26 protein-coding genes are annotated in these 23,905 nt (G+C 64.5%); 14 read left to right on the top strand and 12 right to left on the bottom strand.

The features are described 5' to 3' along the window. Positions 1–181: 181 nt before the first annotated feature. The 6 genes from NCT05_RS18875 (at position 182) to NCT05_RS18850 (ending at position 4,615) form a co-directional block, all read left to right on the top strand. Entirely contained in the window at positions 182–1,024 is an 843-nt protein-coding gene (locus NCT05_RS18875) for an arylamine N-acetyltransferase family protein (protein ID WP_250502925.1), read from the top strand. 13 nt (positions 1,025–1,037) lie between these two features. Then, on the top strand, positions 1,038–2,741 hold the full coding sequence (locus tag NCT05_RS18870) for a peptidoglycan D,D-transpeptidase FtsI family protein (protein ID WP_008353508.1): 1,704 nt from the start codon (positions 1,038–1,040) through the stop codon (positions 2,739–2,741). 104 nt (positions 2,742–2,845) lie between these two features. Continuing rightward, the gene (locus NCT05_RS18865) at positions 2,846–3,211 is read left to right on the top strand and encodes a hypothetical protein (protein ID WP_008353509.1); all 366 of its coding nucleotides are present in this window, start codon (positions 2,846–2,848) and stop codon (positions 3,209–3,211) included. A 12-nt stretch (positions 3,212–3,223) separates the two neighbouring features. Further along, on the top strand, positions 3,224–3,514 hold the full coding sequence (locus NCT05_RS18860; RefSeq protein ID WP_034471787.1) for a hypothetical protein: 291 nt from the start codon (positions 3,224–3,226) through the stop codon (positions 3,512–3,514). A gap of 273 nt (positions 3,515–3,787) precedes the next feature. Continuing rightward, complete coding sequence (locus NCT05_RS18855) at positions 3,788–4,093, top strand: hypothetical protein (RefSeq protein ID WP_008353512.1); 306 nt, start codon at positions 3,788–3,790, stop codon at positions 4,091–4,093. Between the two features lie 189 nt (positions 4,094–4,282). Then, the gene (locus NCT05_RS18850) at positions 4,283–4,615 is read left to right on the top strand and encodes a beta-xylosidase (protein WP_250502924.1); all 333 of its coding nucleotides are present in this window, start codon (positions 4,283–4,285) and stop codon (positions 4,613–4,615) included. A 7-nt stretch (positions 4,616–4,622) separates the two neighbouring features. Here NCT05_RS18850 and NCT05_RS18845 read toward each other — a convergent pair whose 3' ends face one another. Together NCT05_RS18845 and NCT05_RS18840 are read right to left on the bottom strand one after the other, a co-directional pair. Beyond that, entirely contained in the window at positions 4,623–5,480 is an 858-nt protein-coding gene (locus tag NCT05_RS18845) for a formate/nitrite transporter family protein (protein ID WP_008353518.1), read from the bottom strand. An 82-nt stretch (positions 5,481–5,562) separates the two neighbouring features. Next, positions 5,563–6,630, bottom strand: a complete 1,068-nt coding sequence (locus NCT05_RS18840) for a HoxN/HupN/NixA family nickel/cobalt transporter (RefSeq protein ID WP_008353519.1) — start codon at positions 6,628–6,630, stop codon at positions 5,563–5,565. A gap of 165 nt (positions 6,631–6,795) precedes the next feature. Here NCT05_RS18840 and NCT05_RS18835 point away from each other — a divergent pair, with 165 nt between their 5' ends. The 7 genes from NCT05_RS18835 to NCT05_RS18805 all read left to right on the top strand — a co-directional run bounded on the left by NCT05_RS18835 (position 6,796) and on the right by NCT05_RS18805 (position 12,464). Continuing rightward, positions 6,796–7,800: a fatty acid desaturase gene (locus NCT05_RS18835; RefSeq protein WP_175979242.1), complete on the top strand. Its 1,005-nt coding sequence runs from the start codon at positions 6,796–6,798 to the stop codon at positions 7,798–7,800. 25 nt (positions 7,801–7,825) lie between these two features. Beyond that, complete coding sequence (locus NCT05_RS18830) at positions 7,826–8,638, top strand: phosphate/phosphite/phosphonate ABC transporter substrate-binding protein (RefSeq protein ID WP_250502923.1); 813 nt, start codon at positions 7,826–7,828, stop codon at positions 8,636–8,638. 123 nt (positions 8,639–8,761) lie between these two features. Beyond that, entirely contained in the window at positions 8,762–9,757 is a 996-nt protein-coding gene (locus NCT05_RS18825) for an LLM class flavin-dependent oxidoreductase (RefSeq protein ID WP_008353522.1), read from the top strand. A gap of 241 nt (positions 9,758–9,998) precedes the next feature. Then, positions 9,999–10,244, top strand: a complete 246-nt coding sequence (locus NCT05_RS18820) for a hypothetical protein (RefSeq protein WP_008353523.1) — start codon at positions 9,999–10,001, stop codon at positions 10,242–10,244. 364 nt (positions 10,245–10,608) lie between these two features. Continuing rightward, complete coding sequence (locus NCT05_RS18815; protein ID WP_008353524.1) at positions 10,609–10,941, top strand: H-NS family nucleoid-associated regulatory protein; 333 nt, start codon at positions 10,609–10,611, stop codon at positions 10,939–10,941. Between the two features lie 463 nt (positions 10,942–11,404). Next, positions 11,405–11,809, top strand: coding sequence for a helix-turn-helix domain-containing protein (locus NCT05_RS18810; RefSeq protein WP_008353526.1), 405 nt, complete (start codon positions 11,405–11,407; stop codon positions 11,807–11,809). Between the two features lie 49 nt (positions 11,810–11,858). After that, entirely contained in the window at positions 11,859–12,464 is a 606-nt protein-coding gene (locus NCT05_RS18805; RefSeq protein ID WP_250502922.1) for a copper-binding protein, read from the top strand. Positions 12,465–12,644: 180 nt separating this feature from the next. Here the strand turns inward: NCT05_RS18805 and rhaS are convergent, their stop codons facing one another. From rhaS to rhaM, 6 genes are read right to left on the bottom strand one after another with little or no spacing between them, the layout of a single operon-like run. Then, positions 12,645–13,658 (bottom strand): rhamnose ABC transporter substrate-binding protein, encoded by a 1,014-nt coding sequence (gene rhaS / locus NCT05_RS18800; RefSeq protein WP_008353534.1) that lies wholly within the window; start codon positions 13,656–13,658, stop codon positions 12,645–12,647. Between the two features lie 52 nt (positions 13,659–13,710). After that, entirely contained in the window at positions 13,711–14,715 is a 1,005-nt protein-coding gene (locus tag NCT05_RS18795) for an ABC transporter permease (protein ID WP_175979240.1), read from the bottom strand. Then, a complete protein-coding gene (locus NCT05_RS18790) occupies positions 14,708–15,748 on the bottom strand; it encodes an ABC transporter permease (RefSeq protein ID WP_502800884.1) in 1,041 nt (346 codons plus the stop codon). The genes NCT05_RS18795 and NCT05_RS18790 overlap by 8 nt, the downstream gene beginning before the upstream one ends. Further along, positions 15,748–17,262, bottom strand: a complete 1,515-nt coding sequence (locus NCT05_RS18785; protein WP_008353538.1) for a sugar ABC transporter ATP-binding protein — start codon at positions 17,260–17,262, stop codon at positions 15,748–15,750. Before NCT05_RS18785 ends, NCT05_RS18790 begins: the two co-directional genes overlap by 1 nt. A gap of 10 nt (positions 17,263–17,272) precedes the next feature. Then, a complete protein-coding gene (locus NCT05_RS18780; protein WP_008353541.1) occupies positions 17,273–18,157 on the bottom strand; it encodes an amidohydrolase family protein in 885 nt (294 codons plus the stop codon). Between the two features lie 31 nt (positions 18,158–18,188). Further along, positions 18,189–18,503: an L-rhamnose mutarotase gene (rhaM, locus tag NCT05_RS18775; RefSeq protein WP_250502921.1), complete on the bottom strand. Its 315-nt coding sequence runs from the start codon at positions 18,501–18,503 to the stop codon at positions 18,189–18,191. Between the two features lie 163 nt (positions 18,504–18,666). Between rhaM and NCT05_RS18770 the strand changes: the two genes are divergently transcribed. Beyond that, positions 18,667–19,635, top strand: a complete 969-nt coding sequence (locus NCT05_RS18770; RefSeq protein WP_008353543.1) for a LysR family transcriptional regulator — start codon at positions 18,667–18,669, stop codon at positions 19,633–19,635. On the opposite strand, the gene lra1 is transcribed toward NCT05_RS18770, so the two are convergent. The 4 genes from lra1 to NCT05_RS18750 are packed head-to-tail and all read right to left on the bottom strand — an operon-like array spanning position 19,629 to position 23,733. Then, a complete protein-coding gene (gene lra1 / locus NCT05_RS18765) occupies positions 19,629–20,411 on the bottom strand; it encodes an L-rhamnose 1-dehydrogenase Lra1 (RefSeq protein ID WP_008353544.1) in 783 nt (260 codons plus the stop codon). The two genes, NCT05_RS18770 and lra1, sit on opposite strands and share 7 nt — an antisense overlap. 10 nt (positions 20,412–20,421) lie before the next feature. Then, the gene (gene rhmD / locus NCT05_RS18760; RefSeq protein ID WP_008353545.1) at positions 20,422–21,600 is read right to left on the bottom strand and encodes an L-rhamnonate dehydratase; all 1,179 of its coding nucleotides are present in this window, start codon (positions 21,598–21,600) and stop codon (positions 20,422–20,424) included. 29 nt (positions 21,601–21,629) lie between these two features. Then, a complete protein-coding gene (locus tag NCT05_RS18755; RefSeq protein ID WP_008353546.1) occupies positions 21,630–22,949 on the bottom strand; it encodes an MFS transporter in 1,320 nt (439 codons plus the stop codon). 22 nt (positions 22,950–22,971) lie between these two features. After that, entirely contained in the window at positions 22,972–23,733 is a 762-nt protein-coding gene (locus NCT05_RS18750) for an SDR family oxidoreductase (RefSeq protein WP_250435683.1), read from the bottom strand. Positions 23,734–23,905: the final 172 nt, after the last annotated feature.

The following is a 23,905-nucleotide window of genomic DNA, read 5'->3' as shown; positions in this document are numbered from 1 at the left end:
TGAACCTGGAAAGACCTGCATCGATGCGGCACAGTTCATTCGAACGACGCGTTGCAAGCTCGCGCGACGAATAACGTATGCATTTTGTAATTTTTAACCTTTCGTGTCGTAAAATATGCGCGCCTGACGACAGCACTCGCGGACATTGCGACATCGAAGCTTGACGAAGCCTGAACTCCATATGAACGCACATGACACTTCCATCGACCTCGCCGCCTACTTCGAGCGCATCGGGTACGCGGAATCCGTGCGGCCCGCCCCGACGCTCGACACACTGCGCGCGCTGCATCTGCTGCATCCTCAGGCCATTCCCTTCGAAAATCTCGACGTGCTGATCGGCCGCCCGATCCGGCTCGATCTCGAATCGATCCAGCGCAAGCTCGTCGCCGGACGGCGCGGCGGCTACTGCTACGAGCACAACCTGCTGTTTCGCAGCGTACTTCAGGCGCTCGGTTTTCGCGTGCGCAGCTTCGCAGGACGCGTCCTGTGGGGCCGCGAGCTGTCTGACATGCCTGCGCGCACGCATATGCTGCTGCTCGTCGATCTCGACGAAGGCGCGTTCCTCGCCGACGTCGGCTTCGGCGGCATGACGCTTTCCGCTCCGCTCGCGCTCCAGACGGGCCTCGAACAGATCACGCCGCACGGCGCTTTCCGCCTCGAAGGGGCCGGCGAAGCGCCCGGCTACATCCTGCAGGCGCTCGTGAACGGCGCGTGGACGAACGTCTATCGCTTCGACCTCGATCCGCAGTATGACGCCGACTACGAGATGGCCAATCATTTCGTGTCGATGTATCCGCAGTCGATCTTCCTGCACAACCTGCTCGCCGCGCGTCTCGCGCCGGGCAAGCGCCTCGCCCTGTTCAACCGGCGTTTCTCGATCCACGACGAACGCGAAGGCAGCGATCATCGCGAACTCGACGGCACGGCCAGTCTGCGCCGCGTGCTCGAAGGCGAACTCGGCATTCGTCTGCCGGATGGCGCCGAACTCGACGCCGCCCTCGCCCGTCTGCCCAACCAAGCTTAATCAGAAGACCACGATGTTCAAGAAGAAGACGCGCGGCGGCAGCGATTTCCAGACGCATCACCGCAGCGCGGTGCTCGCAAACCGGCTGCCGGCCTGGCGCTCGCGGCTCGTCGTCATCGGGGTGACGGCGGCGTTTTTGACGCTAGCCGGACGCGCGCTGTGGGTCCAGGTCATCGACCACAAGTTCTATATCGGCGAAGGCCAGAAGCGCTATCAGCGCACGCTGGCGCTCTCGGCGACGCGCGGACGCATCGTCGATCGCAATGGCGCGATGCTCGCCGTCAGCCTCGCGACCTACGAAGTCTGGGCGACGCCCAAGCTCTTCGACGGCGATCACGGTGGCGAGATCGCGCGCCTGCTCGACATGCCGCCGAAGGATCTGCAGCGCCGCATCGACGGGACTCGCGCGTTCGTCCTGCTCAAACGTCAGGTGGAAGCGGAAACCGCCGAGCGCATCGCGACGATCGGGCGCGCGGGCATCACGCTCGTGCCGGACACCAAGCGCTTCTATCCCGAAGGCGAATCGGCGGCGCACGTCGTCGGCTTCACGAATAACGAGGATCACGGGCAGGAAGGCGTCGAGCTGGCCGCCGACGCGCGTCTGACGGGCGCGGCCGGCCAGCGCGAAGTGATCCGCGACCGGCTCGGGCGCGTGGTCTCGCAGATCGGCGAGCCGGCCATGCCGCAGAACGGCGAAACCATTCAGCTGACGATCGACCGGCGCATCCAGCAACTCGCGCATTCGCAACTCAAGGCGGCGATCGCGAAGCACAAGGCGCGCGCGGGCAGCGTCGTCGTGCTGGATGCGAAGAACGGCGAAGTGCTCGCGCTCGCCAACTATCCGAGCTTCGATCCGAACGATCGCTCGCGCCTCACCGGCGAGCAGTTGCGCAACCGCGCGCTCACGGACACCTTCGAGCCCGGCTCGACGATCAAGCCGCTCGTCGCCGCGCTATCGATCGATCTCGGCCGCGTGCGGCCCGAAACGCGCATCGACACATCGCCGGGCACGTTCAAGCTCGGCCCGAACGTGATTCACGACACGTCGAATCACGGCGTCATCACCGTGTCCGAGGCGGTGCAGATGTCGAGCAACGTCGCGCTCACGAAGCTCGCGCTGCAGATTCCCGCGCAGACGATCTGGGACAAGTACCGCGAATACGGCATCGGCCGCGCGCCCGAGCTGACGTTTCCGGGCGCCGCGACCGGCCGCCTGCGCGCGCCCGAGCGCTGGAAGCCGATCGAACAGGCGACGATGGCGTATGGCTACGGTTTATCGCTGTCGCTCGTGCAGATCGCACAGATCTACACGGCGTACGCCGGCGACGGACGCTTTTATCCCGCCACGCTGATTCACGGCGAAACGCGCCGCGACGCCGTGCAGGTGACGAAGCCCGCGACCGCGAAGGCCGTGCGCAACATGCTCGAAAACGCGACCGGCGACCACGGCACGGGCCGCGCGGCGGCGGTGGAAGGCTATCGAGTCGGCGGCAAGACGGGCACGGCGCGCAAGCAGGTCGGACGCTCGTATGCGGCGAACAAGTACCGCGCGTCGTTCGTCGGCATCGCGCCGATGAGCGATCCGCGCGTGATCGTCGCCGTGATGATCGACGAGCCCACGGGGGGCACCTATTACGGCGGAACGGTCGCGGGGCCGGTGTTCTCGGGCATCGTCGGCGCGACGCTGCCGCTGCTCGGCGTGCCGCCCGACGCATGAAGCGCGGCGCACGCGGGCGCGGGCCTTGCTGCAGCGTGACCTGACTGTCAAGGGCTTGTGCTCTAATGTCGTGTTCCGCACCAGAAGATCAAACGGGAAAGACCATGAAAAAACTCGCCGCGGCGCTCGCGTTGCCTGTGCTTTTCGCCGCCTGCGCCCAATTTCATAACGAAGATGCAGGACAACCCGAAGTCGAGAAATCGTCGACGGAAAACAAGGTGAACGGCATCGTGCAATGCATCGCCGCCGAAGCGAAAAAGCACGACGCCCAATACAAGCAGACGTCCATCCCGCAAGGCGTGATGCTCGAATTCGGCGATTCCAACGTCATCAAGGTCCGCTACGACAACGGCGAGACCACGTACCGGTACTATCCGGGGCAGCGTCATCCGTCGAACATGTGGATCGAAGGCGCGGGCAAGAAATGCGCGCCGGCGGACGCCACCGCTCACGACGAACCTCAGAAATAAGCAGACAGGACCATGCGCTCGACCAAAGCCATCAGCGCCGTCGAACGGCTCAAGACGCGCAGCGGCAACGCGAATTACGCGGCCATCTCGATGCCGGGCGGCTACTTCTATCTCGCCGAGCGCGCGCCCGAAGGCACGAAGAAAATCTCCGAGCCGATGCCGATGGACGACTTCGTCGCGTTCGTCAACGCCCGCGATCCGGCCAAGCCGCGCAAGGCCAGCAAGCTCGATCTCGCGATGGAAGAACAGATCGGCCGCAGCGGCAAACGCACGGCAAAAACGCCGTCCGCGAACGACGAATGATCGGCCTGCGTCGCCCTTGCGCGACGCAACATCGAAATCCCCGCGTTGCTCTCACACCAATGTGCGATGACAGACGGAGCCATCAGGTCCGCGTTGCGTACATTTTTGTTAACGATCGAAATCGCCGAGACAGGCAACGATCGGTCATCCGAAGAAAAGAGCAAGGGCCACCCGCTTAGCCACAAAAATATGCGCGGGTGAACGGGGTGCCTCAACGGCGCGCGTGTCCGATGTCGGGACAAGCCGTCGTATGGCCGAGAGGAAGACCAAATAATGAAGAAGAAAAACGAGACCAAGGGCAGTCTCTTGCCCTCGGCGTTGGCTGACGTCGAGCTTCAGCACATCGAGCGCGCACTCGCGCAACTTCGCACGATGCACAAGCAGTCTTCCGGCACGCTCAACGTCGAATACTGGCGGGAGCGGCTCGCCGCCGTGGTCAAGGGTTACGCGCTCGTGCCGGCGCAGAAGCAACGCATCGAAGCGTTGCGCGTCGCGCTCGACACAGTCGACAGCGGTCCGCGCGACGGCTCCGGCAGCCGTAAAAGATCGACCAACAGGCTTTGGGCGAAAGCGGCCTAAGAACCGCTTTCGCCGCTCGCGCTGCGGCGCGAATCCCTCGTTCGCGCCCGCGTCTCGCGACGAAGCGGGCGTGCAACGGTCCTTTGAACTTCCGACGATTCACGGCACGCGCGTTTCAACGCGCCGCTTTGCCGCGTCAGGCACCGTTCATGCTCGAAAGCTAGTCTTTCGATCATGCCGGGAATCGCCATGTCCACTTTCTTTCACGACCGCGCGGGCGCATCGCACCGGCCCTCGCCGATGCTCGCGAACGCGATCGTCGCCAGTCTCATCGCGACGTTCAGCACGGTCGGCGTCGCGCAGATCACGAACGGCGGCGGCTCGGAGCGACAGGAAAGCCGCCAGTCGGATTCGAGCTCGCGCGCGAATCCATCGGGCTCGCCGCTGGTCGAATCGCAGAAACCGCAATCGAAGGATGCCGCGCAGGGCCGCGCCGCGACCGCCGACAAGAAGCACAAGGCCGAGGGCAGCACCGGCTTCAACAACGGCCTTTACGGCACGGGCGCGGGCAACAACAAATGATGCGCGCTTAGTCGCGATGCCGCTGCGGCGCGCTCGTGATCTCTGGCGCGATCGCCGCGTGATTGACGATCGCGACGAGCGACACGCCGCCAATCACATTGCCGATGAACGTCGGCACGAGGAACACGAAGAAGTAGTCGGAGATGTCCGCCGCGCCGATCATCACCGCGTAGGCCGCTTCGACCGATCCGGCGATGACGTGCGTGAGCTTGCTCACGGCGACGGTGTAGGTCACGAGCAGGATCGTGAGGAGCCGCCCCGAGCGCGCGCTCGGCAGCAGCCATACCATCAGCGCGATCAACCAGCCGGAAAACACGCCGCGAACGACGGTCACGCCGAAATCCGCGGAAAGCGGCGTCATCGCGACCTTGGCGAGCGCCTCGCTCACTTCCGGCGAAAAGACGCCGCGAATCTGCAGGATCGCCGCGAAGATCGTCGTGCCGACCAGGTTGAAGAAAAGCACGATCGCCCAAAGGCGCAGCGCCTTGAACAACGTCGACAAATCGCGCCGCGTAAGGACCGGCAGCACCGCCGTCAGCGTGCTTTCGGTGAAGAGCTGCTGACGTCCGAGGATCACGAAGACGAAGCCGATCGTGTAGCCGAAGCTCGATACGAGTCCCGTCCAGCGGGCCTCCGGCAGCGCGCTTTCGAGAATCGACTGGACGAGAAAGGAGAATCCCATCGACAGGCCGGCGGCGAGCGCCGACCACATCAGCGCGGCGAAGGTGCGCTCCATCGCGACTTCGCCTTCCTCGCGCACGATCTCGTGGATGACGAGCGGATGCGGTGCGGAATGCTCGGCGGCTTGCTCCTGCTCGGCGCTGTCGAGATGCGGCGAGTCGGCCCCCGCTTGCGGGTCGTTCATGTTCTTTCTCCCTGAACGCCGCTCGATGCGAAATGTGGATGAGCGGCTGGCGCATCCACGAAGCAGGAAGAATGCCCGTTGATTATCTGGCGACGCCGCCGTCGAGCGATTCGTAACCGCGCCACTTGTAGATGAGCGCGGAGACGATCCAGCACGCCGCGAACAGCGCGACGATGCCGTAGCCGAGCATCCCGAAGTGCTCGGAGAGCGACGCTGCCACGTCCCACAGTCCGCCCTTCAGCCGCAGCCGGTCCGCGATCAGCCCGAGCGCCTCGATGCCGCCGATCAGCACGGCAATCAGCACCGAGACGAGCGTCACGGTGAGGTTGTAGTAGAGCTTGCGGATCGGCTTCATGAAGGCCCAGCCGTAGGCGCCGGTCATCAGCAGGCTGTCGGCGGTGTCGATGAGCGACATGCCCGCCGTGAACAGCATCGGGAACACGAGAATCGACCACACCGGCATGCCGCGCGCCGCTTCGGCCGCCGCGATGCCCATCAGCCCGATTTCGGTCGCCGTGTCGAAGCCGAGGCCGAACAGAAAGCCGAGCGGATACATGTGCCAGCTCTTGCCGATCAGCCTGAAAAGCGGACGGGCGATGCGCGCGAGCGGACCGCCGCCGACCGTGAGCATGTCGATGTCGTCGTCGCGGCAAGTTTCGCCGCGCCGCACGCGACGGAACGCGCGCCATACGCCGCGCAGCACGAACAGGTTCATCGCCGCGATCGCGAACAAAAAGAGCGACGACACCGACGTGCCGATGATTCCGCCGATCTCGCGGTACTCGGCGAACCGGCCGTGCACGGCCATCGCCGTCGCGGCGATGAGCGCGGTGGCGGCGATGACGATCGTCGAATGTCCGAGCGAAAAGAAGAAGCCGGCGAAGTGCGGCCGCTTGCCTTCGTGCATCAGCTTGCGCGTGACGTTGTCGATGGCGGCGATATGGTCGGCATCGACCGCATGGCGCAGCCCGAGCGAATACGCGAGCAACGACGTGCCGAGCAGCAGCGGATAGTGACGGAACGCGACCAACGCCCAGAGCCATGCGAGCACGTTGAACGCGATCAGCCCGCCGATGAGCCGCGCGGATTTGCGCGGCAGGTTGCGATGCGCCTGATGCGGCGCGGAAGCGGGCTCGATCGGTTCGGACATATGCGCGCGCTTGCGAGGATGAAGGGACAAAGCATAACGTGCGCCGATGCATGGTCAAAAATCGGATGCATATTGCGTCGAATGCGAAATCCTTAGCCGGATTCCTTGGTTGGGAGGCGTGCGACGCGCCGCTACCATGGCCCTTCGCCATTTTCGACGTCCGCCATGCCCCGCTATCTCGACGACGCCCAACGCCAGGAACTCCAACGCCAGCGCGAAACCTGGCGCTGGCGCAGCGAATGGCCGACGTGGGCGGTCGCCGTCGCGATCTACGGCGGATGGTTCGGCGTCGCGCTCAACGCGCGCGCGATCGGGCTGGTTCCGGCCGTCGCGCTGCTCGCGGTGCTGTCGTGCTGGTATATGTCCCTGCAGCACGAGCTGATGCACGGTCATCCGACGCGCTGGCCGCTCGTCAACATGCTCATCGGCATCGCCCCGCTCGCGGTGTGGTTTCCGTATGAGGTGTATCGCGAGTCGCATCTGCGGCATCACGACGACGCGCATCTGACCGAGCCGGGACGCGATCCCGAGAGCTATTACGTGACGCCCGAACAGTGGGCGAGCGCGGGCCCCGTCCTGCGCGCCGCGCTCGCCGCGCGCAATACCTTCGCGGGCCGGATGCTCATCGGGCCGTGGTTCTCGATCGCGGCATCGTGGCGCGAGGCGGCGCAGGCCGTCGTCGAGCGGCGCTGGAAAATCGTCGCGAGCTGGATCGTGCATCTCGCGTCGCTCGTGCTGCTCGCGAGCTGGCTCGACACGCGATGCGGCATTCCGTGGCGCGCCTTCGTGTTCGGTGTCGGCTATGCGTCGCTCGCGCTGGCGTCGATTCGCTCGTTTCAGGAGCATCGCGCGGCGGAGAGCCATAGCGAACGCACGGTCGTCAACGAGGCTGCGTGGCCGTGGCGACTGCTCTTTCTCAACAATAACTTTCACGCCGTGCATCACGATCTGCCGGGCGTGCCGTGGTTCGCGCTCGGGCGGATCTATGCACGGCGGCGCGATGCCTATCGCGCGAGCAACGGCGGTTTCGTCGTGCGCGGATACGGCGAATGGGCGAGCCGTCACGCGTTCGCGCAGGCTGCTGAACCGGTACATCCGTTCGCCGCGCCGGACGCATCTGCCGATCGACGCCGCGACGCGCGCCGCGAACCCGCGCGTCTCGCGAGCTGACGCCTCCCACGGTACGATTCGCGTCATGCACTGGATCGCCGCCCTGCCGATGTACAACGTCGCGCCCGCGCTCGCCGCGGATTGGCGCACGCTGCTCGAACGTGTCCGCGAGCATCTCGCGGACTGGCTACGCGCACGCGGCGATACGCTCGAGATCGTCGATCCCGGTGCGGATCTCACCGCGTTCTGGCTGCGCGACGACGTGTTGTTGTCGCAAACCTGCGGCTATCCGCTCGTGCATGCGCTCGCGAATCGCGTGCAAGTCGTAGGCGCGCCCGATTTCAACGCGCCCGGCTGCGAAACCGGCGCTTATCGCAGCGTGATCGTCGTCGGGGCGCGTGTCGGCGCGCAATCGGTCGAAGACTGCCGGAACCTGCGCGCAGCCTACAACGACGACGATTCCAACAGCGGCATGAACCTTTTCCGACACGCCGTCGCTCCTTACGCGCACGACGGGCGTTTTTTCGCGTCGGTGACGAAAACCGGCGCGCATCTCGCGTCGCTCGCCGCAATCGCCGAAGCGCGCGCTGACATCGCCGCGATCGACTGCGTCACGTTCGCGTTCGCGCAGGCGCATCTGCCCGAATTGACGGCGGGCGTGCGCGTGCTCGACGTGACCGCCGGCGCGAGCGCGCTGCCGTTCATCGCGTCGCTGCGCGTGCCGCCGGATTCCATCGACGCAATCCTCGACGCCCTCGCCGATGCACTCGCGGACGACCCCGCGCTCGCCGCACGGCTGAGGCTCAAAGGCATCGTCAGACGCACACAGACGGACTACGCGGCCATTCTCGACTACGAGCGCGAGGCCATCGAGCGCGGCTATCCTCGCCTCGCCTGACACTTCGCCCCACGGTGCATTCCGGCAGATTCCGCGGACTTTCGGCACAATCGGTCTTTTCAGCGCGTTAAACCAGCGCGATGCCGGATGCATCGCGATCCGTCACGCTTTCGGAAAGCCGCAATGATCCCCTTCTCGCTACTCGACCTTTCCCCGGTTCCGCTCGGCTCGACGCCGGCCGACGCCTTCGCCCATTCGCTCGATCTCGCCCAGCACGCCGAGCGCTGGGGTTATCTGCGCTACTGGCTCGCCGAGCACCACAACATGACGGGCATCGCCAGCGCGGCGACCGCCGTCGTGATCGGCCATATCGCGGCGGGCACGAAGACGATTCGCGTCGGCTCGGGCGGCATCATGCTGCCGAATCACGCGCCGCTCGTGATCGCCGAGCAGTTCGGCACGCTGGCTTCGCTGTTTCCGGGACGCATCGATCTCGGACTCGGACGCGCACCCGGCACCGACCAGACCACGGCGCGAGCGCTGCGCCGCGACCTGCACGGCAGCGCCGAATCGTTTCCCGATGACGTCGTCGAATTGCAGCGCTACTTCGCCGATCCGGTCGAAGGCCAGCGCGTGCGCGCGGTGCCCGGCGCCGGCCTGAACGTGCCGATCTGGCTGCTCGGCTCGTCGCTGTTCTCGGCGCAACTCGCGGCCGCGCTCGGGCTGCCGTTCGCGTTCGCGTCGCATTTCGCGCCGGATTATCTGCTGACCGCGCTCGAGGTCTATCGCAAGCAATTCCGCCCTTCCGCGACGCTGCAAAAGCCCTACGCGATGGTCGGCGTGAACGTGTTCGCCGCCGATACCGCCGATGAAGCACGCTTTCACTTCACGTCGCTGCAGCAGCAGTTCATCAATCTGCGGCGCGGCACGCCCGGACAATTGCCGCCGCCGGTCGAGTCGATCGCGTGGAGCGACGCCGAGCGCGCGGGCGTCGAGCATTCGCTCGCGTGTTCGGTCGTCGGCGCGCCCGCCGATGTCGAAGCCGGGCTGCGCTCGGTCATCGATCAGACGCAGGCCGACGAGCTGATCGTCACCGCGCAGATCTTCGATCACAAGGCGCGTCTGCGCTCGTTCGAGCTCACGAGCCAGGCGCGCGACGCGATCGGCGCGAGCGCCTGAAACATCGGCCTGAGCAGAGAAAATTAGGGGTCGCAAGGCTTCGACGGGTCTCCCGCTTTACGCGCGCGCTTTTGACAGGCAATAATGAGATACCGGAGGACGGCGCGGGCCGCGCCATCCTTCGCGTCCGCTTCACTTGCCAAGTTGAAACTCCGCATGGCGCGCCCGATATTCGTGCATGCCGGTGTTCGGCGCGGCGACACAACAACAACGACGTCGCAAGACGGGAGGAAGAATGTCGATGCCGAGAAGCGCCGCCACTGGCGCCATGACGCTCCTGACGGAATACGACGATGCCAGCGGACAGGAAGTGCGTTCGCTGCGCCTCGAACCGGCAGCGGACGGCAAAGCCGTACTGCTGATTGAAATCGACGAGCGCAAACCCGGCATTCACCGCGAAGTGCGTTATGAAATTACGCCCGCGGAGCTGATTGCCGCCATTCGCGCGCACGGTGCCGAATTACCTGGGGAACAACACAGTCGTTAAAACGTTTTAATAGTTGCCATCGGCAGCATACAATAGAGTTAGCGAGGTTTCGGCCGCCATGCGGAATTGGCGGAGCGGCTTCGCCATCGGTTCGTGGCTCCCCACGTGACGTTCCGCGCGCTTCCCGTTCGCGCGTCCGTCACGGCGATGCTCGGGCGGGCGAACGTTCGCATTGGTGGCAATGCACACATTAAAGGCAAAGTCATCGCGCGAATTAATAGGCGTGCGGTAATACACTAATTGACGCGTGCCATGCACTGCGTCACGCTTCATAAAACACATATATTCAAGTCATCGAACCGCCCCGGTCCGCGCGGGGTTTCGGTTCGTCCTCTGAAAATCAAAAAGCTGAATCAGGAAAGCCGTGGACGAAAGAAAGCGAGACAGCATCATTGCGTATTTGCGCAGCCGAATGGCTGAGTTCGGCATTTCGGAAAGAGCGTTGGCCGAAGCATTGGCCGAAGCGCCGGCGGAGAATCCGCCGCCGCCCTCCTTCACCAAGACCAACGGGACTCATGGCGCACCCAAGGCAAAGCGGCCGATGCCGCAATTGCCCCTGATACCGCATTCGTCGGATGCCGGGGCGCCGATATTCCGAAACGCGAGCGGCGATACGTGGGACGGCATCGGCGATATGCCCGAGTGGCTCAAGCGTGCAGTGCACGCCGGGCAGGACATTGAGTTTTATCGCGTTTGAGCGTCGTCGGCACATTGCCGAGGCAGGCCGCGCCTCGCTCGCGGCGGTTCGCGCGCGTCCTTTGAAACGCAGACCCGGTACATTGCGCCCAGCGCGCTCGCCGGTCGCGTTTTCGCTGCTCATAGGCAGCGTTCATAGGCAATTCACAGGGATTTATCAAGCCCAAAAAATTTTCGCCGATGGTTGCCCATCGAGCCTGAAAACGTTTATTGATACTTCTCTGTAAGTCGGCTCCTATTCGAGCCACGCATCGGCCTGACGTCAAGCACGCCCGATCAAGTCCCGCCGTCTCCATTCGACCAGGGGGCACGCATGAACGCATACGGACGCCGCAACGTTGCACCCGCCGCTCGCCGGCATCGACCGGCACAGGAACGCGCGCGAGGCACCGGCTCGGGTTCGCACAGTGGCGCCTGACGTCCCGGTCAACCGAAGTAATCCTAACGATCGAGCGGCGCGCGCCATGCTCTCCCGTCCCGACACACTGCCGAGCGTCGTGCGGCGCATGACGGCCGGACGCATGCTGCTCGGTGGCGCGTCGGTCGAGGCGGTGGCCGAGGCGCTGCATCTTTCCTTGCAAACGGTGCGGCGTTACAAGGCGATCGTCGACGAAGGCGGCCTCGACGCGCTCGGCAAGATGGGCGTCGGCGGGCGCGCCTCGGTGCTGGATCGCGAGGCGCTCGACTGGATCGCCGCCGCGCTGCGTGGGCCCGCGCGCGCGCACGGTTTCGAGAGCGATACGTGGACCAATGCGCGTCTGCGCGAACTGATCGAGCGGCGCTACGGCGTGCGTTACTCGCGCGTCTATATCTGGCAGATCGCGACGAACCTCGGGCTCGGACATTTGCTGTCCAAGTCGCGCCGCTGAGCGCGTTCCGCAAGTTGACTGAAGCAACACGAACATAAGGAGGCACGGCATGTTCCGCTCGTCATCTCAAATTTCGCATCGTTCGGTCAGGATTCTCGCTGCCTGCATGGCGCTCGCTTTCGGCGCGGTCGGAAGCGCATCCGCCGACGATGCCGCGTCCGCCCCGACGACGCGCGGCGCGGCGGCCATCGCACAGGTGCAGGCGCGCGTGGTCGGCATCGATCCGACGACGAACAGCGTGTCGCTGCAGGGTCCGGGCGGGCGCGTCGTCGAAGTGGCGGTGAATCCCGAAGTCGGCGATGTGAAGAAACTTCAGCTCGGCGATATCGTGAACATCGAATATCGCAGCGCGGTGCTCGTGAGCGCGACGAAGGTGAAGTCGAACGGCATCCGCGAGCGCATCGACACGGACGCGTTGATTCCCGCGTCGGGGGGCGTGGCGGCGGAGGCGCGCGTCGTCGAGGTGATCGGGACGATCGAGCGCGTCGATGCGAAGAACCGGCGCATCACGCTGCGCGGGCCGAACAAGACGGTGACGCTGCAAGCCGCGCCGGATGTGCCGCTCGCCGGGTTGAAATCCGGGGATATGGTGCACGCGCGGTTCGAATCGGCGACCGCCGTGCAGGTGATGCGCAGCGGCCAGGGGATCAAATGAATGTGTGCGGTTGTCCACAGTTTTTGTGGAGAGCCTTGTGGATAGCCGTGGGAGCATCGCCTCAACGCTTTGATCGCAAAGGCTTTTCCTTCGTGCATCGACAACGCGGCAGCCGCTGAAAAACGAAACGCCCCGCAGGGCGTTTCGTCATCCTCTCAGGCTCGAAGCGCGCCCTTCTCGTCAGAAATTGAAGTTGTCGATATTCGCGGCATCGAAGGTCGTCGGCGGGCCGAGAATCACTTCCCCGCTCTTGCCCACCGTGCGCTTGCCCAGCTTGCCCGCCTCGAACGAATCGCCTTCCTTGCCGGTGATCGTCCCCGATGCGAGATTGGCCGCCGCGAACGCCGCGAGATAACCCAGTTGACCCGGATCCCACAACTGGAACGCCTTGACCGTGCCGTTCTTCACGAACGCGCGCATCTGATTCGGCGTGCCGAGGCCCGTCACGACGACCTTGCCCTTCGCCGGCGAACTGGAGATATAACGCGCCGCCGCCGCGATCCCGACCGATGTCGGCGCGACGATACCCTTCAGGTTCGGATAAGCCTGCAACAAGCCCTGCGTCTCGACGAAGGACTTCTGATCGTCGTCGTTGCCGTACGCGATCTTCACGAGCTTCATCTTCGAATATTCGGGCTTCTTCAGTTCCTCCTGCATCCACTTGATCCAGGTGTTCTGATTCGTCGCATTGGGCGTCGCCGAGAGAATCGCGAATTCGCCCTCGCCGCCGATCAGCTTCGACAGCAACTGGATCTGTCCGCGCCCGATCGCTTCCGAATCGGCCTGATTGACGAAGATCTGCCGGCCATCGGGCGCCGTGTCCGAGTCGAAGGTCACGACCTTGATCCCTTGCGACATCGCCTTCTTGAGATACGGCACGACCGCGTTGGCATCGTTCGCCGCGATCACGATCGCGTTCTGCCGCTGCGTGATGAGCGTGTTGATGTAGCTCACCTGCGACGACGCGCCCGCATCCGACGGACCCACGACCTTGCCATCGCCCTTGAGCTCCTTGATCGCGGCCATGCCGCCGTCGTCGGCGATCACTTCGTACGGGTTGTTGATCTGCTTCGGCAGGAAAGCGATCTTCAGGCCGCTCTTGATATCGGCGGCGCTCGCCGAAAGCGCCACGGTCGCCGCGAGAAAGGCCGCCGCCAGCGCCGGCCCGCGCAGGAATCGATGAGGTTTATTCATGTTGGCATGTCTCCTGTCATTGCGCATTGGCTGCGCTGGTTGATTACGACGTTCAAAGCGCCTGCGCCATCAGACGCTTCTCGCGCGCGGCCCGCCAGCGCGCGACGAGATTCGGGATCAGCACCGACGAAAGCAGCAGCGCGCCCGTCACGATGGTGAGCGTTTCGCTCGATACGTCCGCGAGCGTCAGCGCATTGCGCAGCACGCCGATGATGACGAGCGACAGCAGAACGCCGATCATCGAGCCGCGTCCGCCGAAGATGCTCACGCCGCCGAACAGCACCGCCGCGATCACCGAGAGCTCGAAGCCTTCGCCGTTGTCGCCGCGCGCGCTCGTGAAGCGCAGCGTGTAGACGATGCCCGCGAGCGCCGCCATCGCGCCCGACATCATGAAGAGCTTCAGCTTCGTCTTCGCCACATCGATGCCGGAAAATTGCGCGGCCGTCGGATTCGCGCCGATCGCGAAGAGGCTGCGGCCGAAAGGCGTCGCTTGCAGCAAGACCGTGAAGATGATCGCGCCTGCAATGACGAGGACGAACGGCATCGGCAGGAAGGTGTCGCCGACCGTATCGATGCCGAACGCCGTGTACGACGCGGGAAAATCCGCGATCGCCTGATCGCCGAGCAGCACGTACGCAAGGCCGCGAAAAAGCGCGAGCGTGCCGATCGTCACCGCGAGCGATGGCAGACTGAAGCGCACGATCACGAGGCCGTTGAGCAGGCCAGCAAGCGTGCCGAACGCGAGCACGAGGACGATCACGAGCGGCATCGGCAAGCCCATGTGCCACAGCACGCCCATCAGCGCGCTCGATGCGCCGAGCACCGACGCCACCGACAAATCGATCTCCGCCGCGACGATGATGAGCGTCATCGGCAGCGCGATCAATGCGATCTCGGTGAAGTCGGCGAGCATGTTCGAGATGTTCGCCGTCGACAGGAACAACGGCGACAGCACGCGCCCGGCGACGAGCGATACGACGAGCACGATCGCGAGCATCGCTTCCCATTGCAGAGGGCGGCGTTTCGTCGTGGACAGAGCGGAATCCGGTTTAGCCATGATCGCGTTTCCTCATCATGCGGCGCGCGACGGAACGCGCGAGCAAGGTATCGAGCGCGATCGCCGCGACGATCAGCGCGCCTTGAATCGCCTGCTGCCAGAACGGCGACACGCGCAGCACCACCAGTGCGATGTTGATGACGCCGAGCACGAGCGCACCGAGCGTCGCGCCGGCGATGGTCCCGACGCCACCCGTGATCGCGACGCTGCCCACGACCGCCGCGGCGACGACTTGCAGTTCGATGCCCTTCGCCGTGCTGGCATCGACGGTGCCGAAACGCGCGAGCCACAGCACGCCCGCGAGCCCCGCGATCGCGCCGGAAAGCAGGAAGCCGATCATCACGCGGCGATCCACGCCTATGCCCGCCAGACGCGCGGCCTCGGGATTCGAGCCGATCGCATAATGCTCGCGCCCGCCGCGATACTGCTTCAGATACACCGACAGCGCGATCAGCACGACGAGCGCGATCAGCACGAGATTCGGCACGCCGATAAGCGAGCCCGTCGCGATGGACGCGAATGCGTCCGGCAGGCTCGTCGCGTTGATCTGGCCGCCGTGGACCCACGCGTAATCCGCGCCGCGCACGATATAGAGCGTCGAGAGCGTCGCGACGAGCGACGGCACGCGCCCGAACGTGACGAGCGCGCCGTTCACCGCGCCGATCACGAAGCCGATGCCGATGCCCGCGAACATCGCCACGATCACCGGCATGTGCGGGAACATGACGAAGAGGCTGCCGACGCCATACGCGCTCACGCCGACGACCGACGCCACCGACAGATCGATATGCCGCATCAGCATCACGATCGTCATGCCCGCCGTCAGCAGGCCGATGATCGACACGTTGAGCAGCACGTCGCGCAGGTTCTGCAGGTTCAGGAAATCGGGCTTCACCGCGGCGGTCGCGCCGATCAGCACGAGCAGCACGATGAAGAGCGTCAGCTCGCGGCTCTTCGCGATCGTGACCGCGAGGCTTTCGCGCTTCGTATCGGCGGCGTGCATCGCGGGGAGTGAAGATGTAGGTCGAGTCATCATGCTGCGTGCCCCAAAACGGCAGGCGATGCGCCCAGCGCAGCGCTCATTACGCGTTCTTCGTTCGCCTCGGCGCGCGCGATATCGGCGCTGATGCGGCCTTCGTGCATCACGAGCACGCGATCGGCCATGCCGAGCACTTCGGGCAGCTCGCTGGAAATCATCAGCACGGCCATGCCTTCTCTGACGAGTTCGGCGAGCGTGCGATACACCTCCGCTTTCGCGCCCACGTCGATGCCACGCGTCGGTTCGTCGATGATGAGCACCTTCGGATTCGTCGCGAGCCATTTGCCGAGCACGACCTTCTGCTGATTGCCGCCCGACAGCGTGCCGACGGGCGCATCGAGATCGCTGGCCTTCAGACGCAGGCGCTTGCCCCAGTCGGCGGCGAGCGTCGATTCGCTTCTCGCCGTGATGAGCCCGTGGCGCATCAATCGGCCGAGCACCGTCAGCGATGCGTTGCGCGCGATGCTCAACTCCAGCGCGAGCCCTTGCGCGCGACGATCTTCCGGCACCAGCGCGAGCCCGGCGCGCACCGCCGCCGCCGGATGCCCAAGCGCGAGCTTCTTGCCGGCGATCTTCACCTCGCCGCCATCGACCGGATCGATGCCGAAGATCGCGCGCGCCACTTCGCTTCGTCCCGCGCCGACGAGTCCCGCGAGCGCGACGATCTCGCCCGCGCGCACATCGAAGGACACGTTCTTGAACACGCCTTCGCGCGTGAGATTGCGCACCGAAAGACGCACGTCGCCGGGCGCGACATCGGCTTTCGGATAGAACGTGTCGAGATCTCGGCCGACCATTTTGCTCACGATCGCATCGATGTTCATGTTCTCGGTGAGCGCGTCGTGGACCTTCATGCCGTCGCGCATGATCGTCATGCGCTGCGTCAGCGCGAACACTTCATCGAGACGATGCGTGATGAAGAGAATCGCGGCATCGCGCTCGCGCAACGCACGCACGATCGCGAAGAGCCGCTCGACTTCGGGCAGCGAAAGCGCGGCCGTCGGCTCGTCCATGATGAGCACGTTCGCGTCGAGCGACAGCGCCTTCGCGATCTCCACGACTTGCTGATCCGCGATCGACAATCCGCGCACGAGCCGTTGCGCGCGCAGATTCACGCCGAGCGACGCGAGCAACGCATCGACTTCGCGATGCATCTCGTCGTAGCGAATGCGCCCGAAGCGATCGCGCGGCTGGCGGCCCATGTAAATGTTCTCGGCGATGGAAAGATCGGCGAAAAGCGTCGGCTCCTGATAGATCACGGCGATGCCCGCATCGCGCGCTTGCGCCGGATTCGCGAAGCGGCGCGCCTCGCCTTCGACGAGCAACTCACCCGCATCCGGCTGATAGACGCCCGCGAGCAACTTCACGAGCGTCGATTTGCCCGCGCCGTTTTCGCCGAGCAGCGCGTGCACTTCGCCGGGAAAGAGTTGCAGGCTGCCGTCGCCGAGCGCGCGCACGCGGCCGAACGATTTGCTGGCGTGTCTCAGTTCAAGACGTGGCGTCGTCATGTCGTTTTCCTCAGATGCGGTAGATGCGTTCCGCGTTGCGCACGAAGAGCGCTGCTTTCTCGCTGTCGCTCGCGTCGGCGACGATGCGCGCATACGCGTTCCACAACGCCGTGTACGTGCCGAACAGCCGATCCACCGGAAAGTTCGATGCGAACATCGCGCGCTCGACGCCGAACGCATCGATCGTCTCGTGCACGTAAGGACGCAGGCTTTCGATAGTCCAGCCGTGATCGAACATCGCAAAGCCGCTCAGCTTCACCGCGACGTTCGGGCAAGCGGCCAGCAAGCGCATGCCGTCGCGCCACGCGCGATAACCTTGCGTCGATGCGCGATCCACGAACATGCCCGCATGATTGACGATGAATTGCGTATCCGCATGCTCGCGCGCGAGTTGCGCCGCCTCTTCCATCTGCGATGGATAAAGCTGCAGATCGAACGACATGCCGAAGCGCTTGAGCAAGCCGAAGTGCCTGCGCCATTGCGGCTCGCGCATGTAATGACGCCCGACGTAGTCGTAGAGCTTGCTGTCATGCACGTTGAGAATCTGGCGGATGCCGCGCGTATTGGCGAACGCCGCATGCGCTTCGAGCACTTGCTGCGCGTTATCCGCCGACAGATCCGCGCCCGCGACGATGCCGTTCGGCATGCCTTCGATATCCGCGATCGATTGAAGCCAGCGCGTTTCCTCGACGGGATCGGCGGGATCGTGATTTGCATCGACGTGCACGAGCTTCAGCACTTCGATGTCTTCGGCATCGCGCAGCAGATCGGTGAGCAGATAGTCGTGCTGCAAGTCGCGCGCATCGCCGACGAACGACGTCTGCGGATTCGCAAGCCACGGGTAATGATGCGTCTTCAAGTCCCACAAATGAATGTGCGGATCGACGACCTGCATGATGGCGTTCCTCGCGAAAGAGGCGAACGTTTCAGGGAAGATGAAAGACCGGCACGAGCGGCGTCGTCACGGGCGAATTGTCCGCGTGCGTGTCCATCAACTCGGCCATGAGGTTCCACCACTTGCGCATGATGGGCAGCGTCGGCAACACATCGGTCGTGTGCGTGTCGGTGCGCTGATAAATGGCGAAGAGATGCCCGTTCGAGTCGTCCAGAAAGATCCGGTAATCGCGGATTCCGGCGGCGCGCAACGCATCGGCCAGTTCCGGCCATATCTCGCGATGACGCTTCTCGTATTCCTCGCGCATGCCCGGCTTGAGGGTCATGCGAAATGCCACTGTCTCCATGGCGGACCGCCTTTTTATGTTTGGTGAATCCCTGTGTTCGGGACTTGTCGTGCTGCGACTATAATTCGCCGACCGATAACACGACAATCCGATTGCAGGATTGGCCGATCGCAAAAACGTATCGCTGCGCCGTATCATCGCGCGGTTTCGAGCGGACTGTCGAATGAACCAGAACGTGTCCCAAAGTGTGTCGTCCAGCCTTTCACCGATCGCGCTCGTCAATCGGCTGAAGTTCAAGCATCTCGCCCTTCTCGTCGCGCTCGACGACGCGCGCAATCTGCATCAGGCCGCCGACGCGATCAACGTCGCGCAGCCGAGCGCGAGCCGTATGCTCGCCGACATCGAGGAAGCATTCGGCTTTCTGCTCTTCGAGCGCAATGCACGCGGCATGCAGCCGACGCCGCTCGGCACCGCCGCGCTCGCTTACGCGCGCCGCTCGCTCGCGGACCTGACGCGCTTCGCCGACGATCTCGACGCCAAGCGCCGCGGCGGTCACGGTCAACTGACGGTCGGCGCGATCATGGGCGCAGCGCCCGACGTGCTGGCGATGGCCGTCACCGAATTGAAATCCGAACGTCCGCTACTGAACGTGCGCATTCTCGGCGAGACGAGCGATCAGGTCGTGCAATTGCTGCATCGCCGCGAAGTCGACCTCGCGCTCGGACGCCTCACCACGCCGTTGCAGCACAACGATTTCGACTTCGAGCCGCTCGCGCGCGAAGCGATGCGGCTTGTCGTGCGCGCGGGGCATCCGTTGGCGGACAAGGCTTCGCTCGAGCTGCAAACGCTCGTCGGCTGGCCCTGGATTCTGCAACCGATCACGAGTCCCGCGCGCGGCCTCTTCGAAGACGAACTCGCGCGCGCCGGGCTGACGACGCCCGCCGATATCGTCGAATGCGCGTCGATCTTCGCGACGCTGCAACTGCTGCAAAACAGCGAAGCCGTCGCGATGCTGCCGGAATCAGTCGTGCGCGACTATCTGCGCGCGCAATTGCTGATCGAACTGCCGATCGAGATCGGCAAGAGCCTGTCCGGATTCGGCTTGTTGCGGCGCAAGTTCGAAACCTTGAGCGAACCGGCCGAGTACTTCATCGCGTTGTTGCGCAAGTACTCGGCGTCGTCGCGTCACTGAAGGTTCACGAACAGCCCGCCATCGACGAGCAAGGACGCGCCCGTCACATAGCGCGCCCGATCCGAAGCCAGAAACACGACGCACTGCGCGACATCGTCCGGTGCGCCGAGACGTCCGAGCGGGATGCGTTTTTCCATGTAGGCGCGCTTGTCCTCGTTCGAGAGATCGTCGGCGTTGAGGTCCGTCGCGATCGTGCCGGGCATCACCGAATTGCAGCGGATGCCGTACGGTCCCAACGCGATCGCGCAGGATTGCATCAGCGAATGCACGCCCGCCTTGGTCGGCGTGTAATGCGTCTGCATGCCGCCGCCGACGAGCGCGCTGATCGAACTCGTCGCGACGATCGCACCGCCCGTGCCCTGCGCTTTCATCTGGTTCGCGGCGGCCTGCGTGACGTAGAACGCGCCGTTCAGATTCACGGCGACCGTGGTTTCATAGACAGAAGCCGGCATGTCGAGGAACGCGTGAAACGGACAGATGCCCGCGTTGCTCGACAGCACATCGACGCGCCCGAACGCTTCCACCGTGCGCCGGATCAGTTCGATGCCGGTTTCGCGCTCGGCGACGTTGCCTTCGACCGCGATCGCGCGCCGCCCGAGCGCCTCGATCTCGCCGACGATCGATTCCACCGCCGACGCCTTCCCGTAAGACGTGTCGTTGTCGCGCCAGTAGTTAATCGCGACGTCCGCGCCTTCGCGCGCGCTCGCGAGCGCGATCGCACGGCCGATGCCGCGCGAGCCGCCCGTCACTACGACGACCTTGTTCTCCAGCAACATGCGATGCCCCTCAGTGTGTGTAAGGCCGCGTCAACGCGCATTCCGGATTCAGCCGCACGCCGAAGCCCGGCGTCTCCGGCACCTTCATGCGGCCGTTGACCGGCACGGGTTCGTCGAGCAGCAAGGGCGTAAACATCGGCACGACCTGATCGGCCTTGGGCGCCATCATCAGAAACTCGGCGAACGGCGAGTTATGACGCGTCACGACGAAGTGATAGCTGTACACCGACGAACCGTGCGGCACGACGAGCACGTTGTGCGCGTCCGCGAGCGCCGAAATCTTGATGAGCTCCGTGATGCCGCCGCACCAGCCGACATCCGGCTGCACGAGATCCGCGCAACCCATTTCGAACAGCATGCGAAAGCCCCAGCGCGTCGCTTCGTGCTCGCCGGTCGTCACCATCATGCCGCCCGGCACGGAACGGCGCAGTTCGGCATAGCCCCAGTAGTCGTCGGGCGGCAGCGCTTCTTCGATCCACTTCAGGCCGTGCTCGCGCGCCGCGTTCGCGAGGCGCTTCGCGTAGTTGAGATCGAGGCTCATCCAGCAATCGAACATCAGCCAGAAATCGTCGCCGACTTTCGCGCGCATGTCCGCGAGCTTCGCAATGTTCTTGTGCAGCCCTTCCTCGCCTTCCGCCGGGCCGTGCTGCAAGGGCATCTTGCCGCCGATGAAACCCATCTCCTTCGCGAGATCCGGACGCGCGCCGGTCGCATAGAACTGCAGCTCGTCGCGCACCGGTCCGCCGAGCAGATGGAACACCGGCTCACGGCGCACCTTCGCGAGCAAATCCCACAGCGCAAGATCGACGCCCGAAATCGCGTTGAGCACGATGCCCTTGCGCCCGTAATAAAGCGTCGCGTTGTACATCTGATCCCACATCTTTTCGATGTCGGTCACGCGCTGGCCTTCGAGAAAGCGCGCCAGATGCTTCTCGACGATGAACGCGCCGATCTCGCCGCCCGTCGTCACCGCGAAGCCGACGGTGCCGTCGCTCGCTTCGATCTCGACGACGAGCGAGCCGAGCACGTTCAGCCCGAACGACTGGCGGCTCGCGCGATATTCGGGATAGCGGGCCATCGGCGTGGCGATGTGATCGTCGATCCAGTGATCGGCGCCCTGATCGTGGTAATCGGCGCCGCCGCCGCGAACGGTGAAAGCGCGTACTTGCTTGATCGTCGGCATGGACATGTGTTCGTCTCCTTCTCGGTTCTTTCTGTTCAGGATGCGCTGGCGGTTTCGCCGCGCGTAATCGAATGACGTTCGGGCACGCGCACCAGCACGACGATGACAAGCGCCGCGAGCACGCTCGCGCCCGCCAGCACCATCAGCCCCGCGCTCGCCGAATGGAACGCGGCTTCGGCGGCGGTGCGGGCCATCGGCGCAAAGAAGCCGCCGAGTCCGCCCAGCGAATTGATGAGCGCGATGCCCGCCGCGGCGGCCGCGCCCGTGAGATAACGCGTCGGAAAGGTCCAGAAGAGCGGTTGCGCGGCGATGAAGCCGCTCGCCGCGCAGCACAGCGCGATCAGCGACACGACCGGCGATCCCGCGATGCCCGACACGGCGATCGCGACGCCCGACATCGCGAGCAGCGCGACCGCGCACACGCGATGCCGGCCGGTGCGATCGGCGTAGCGCGGCACGATCCACGTCACGATCACGGCGGCCATCCACGGCAGCGCCGTCACCAGTCCCACGCGAAATCCGACTTTCGTGCCGAGCAGCGCCGACACCTGTTGCGGCAGATAGAACACGACGCCGTACACCGCCGCCTGAATCAGGAAGTACACGCAACAGAGCACGAGCACGCGCGGATCGACGAGCGACGCGAGCACACTGCGCGGTCCGTGCGACGACGCCGCGCGCGCATCGTCGTCGAGGCGGCTGGCGAGCAGCGCGCGCTGATCGGGCGTAAGCCAGCGGGCTTTCGCGGGATCGTCGTCGAGATACCAGAACGCCCACACGCCGACGATCGACGCGAGCAGTCCTTCGACCAGAAAGAGCCATTGCCACCCTTTCAGGCCGAACGCGCCGTGCAGATCGAGCAGCAGACCGGACAGCGGCGCGCCGAAGATGAACGCGAGCGGCGCGCCGAAATAGAACACGCCGAGCGCACGCGCGCGCGACGATTGCGGAAACCAGCGCGTGAGGTAATAGACGATGCCGGGAAAGAAGCCCGCCTCCGCCACGCCGAGCAGGAAGCGCAGGGTATAGAACGTCGTGGCGTTATGCGCGAAGGCCATCGCCGCGGAGACGAGGCCCCACGTCACCATGATCCGGCACATCCACAGCTTTGCGCCAACGCGATGCAACAGCAGATTGCTCGGCACTTCGAAAATCGCATAGCCGACGAAAAACACGCCCGCGCCGAAGGCGAACGCGGCGTTCGTGAGGCCGGTGTCCTGCTGCAGCGCCTTTTGAGCAAAGCCGATATTCGCGCGGTCCAGAAACGCGAGCACGTACATGAGCAGCAGAAACGGCAGCAGCCGGCGCATGACACGCGACGTGACCGCGCCTTCCGCCTGTGCGGAATGGTTCATGTGAGTCTCCCGATGATGCGTTTCAGTACGTCGCGCGTCCGCCCGACAGATCGAACACCGCGCCGGTGCTGAACGCGCAGTCCTCGGACGCGAGCCACAGAATCAGCGACGCAGCTTCTTCCGGCATCAGGAAGCGGTTCATCGGAATTTTGGAGAGCATGTAGTCGATGTGCTGCTGCGACATCGAATCGAAGATTTCGGTCTTGGCAGCGGCGGGCGTGACGGCGTTCACGAGGATGTTCTTGCCCGCGAGTTCCTTGCCGAGCGATTTCGTGAGCCCGATCAACCCGGCCTTCGACGCGCTGTAGTGCGACGCGTTCGGATTGCCCTCCTTGCCCGCGATCGACGCGACATTGACGATGCGCCCGTAGCCCGACTTCAGCATGTGAGGCACGACGGCGCGGCACGTCAGGTACGGCCCGATCAGATTGACATCGATCACGCGCCGCCATACGTCGGGCGCGAGTTCCCAGGTCGTGCCGTTGCCACCGGTGATGCCCGCGTTGTTGACGAGCACGTCGATCTTGCCGTGCGCCGCCAGCGCCTTGTTCACGGCTGCATCGACGGAGGATTCTTCGGTCAGTTCGACGACCGCGTCGCTGACTTTGCGCTCCCTGTACTTTGCCGCGAGCTCGGCGCTCGTGCGGGCGAGGCGCTCGCCGTCGACATCCCAGAGCGATACCTCGGCGCCGGACTGCAGCGCGCGTTCCGCCACAGCGAGGCCGATGCCACGCGCGCCGCCCGTGACGATCACGACGCGGTTCGCCAGGTCGATACGGTTCATGGATGTGTCTCCTTTCGTTGTTCGTTGCTTTGGATGGTCATGCCGTGAGAGGCACTATAGTCCGGCGGCAATAGCGCAACAATTCGAAAGGGCGATCGTTCGATAGCAAAAGCGGATCGGTGGCGGAGTCGAAGCGGGCGGGGGTTAAGATTTCTCGATACGAATCGCGGAA

Origin of the sequence: Caballeronia sp. AZ7_KS35 (assembly GCF_023631045.1) — a bacterium.
In the GTDB taxonomy this organism is placed as follows: Bacteria; Pseudomonadota; Gammaproteobacteria; order Burkholderiales; family Burkholderiaceae; genus Caballeronia; species Caballeronia zhejiangensis.
The sequence above is the reverse complement of the archived record's forward strand: the minus strand, read 5'-3'. Positions and strand labels throughout refer to the sequence as shown.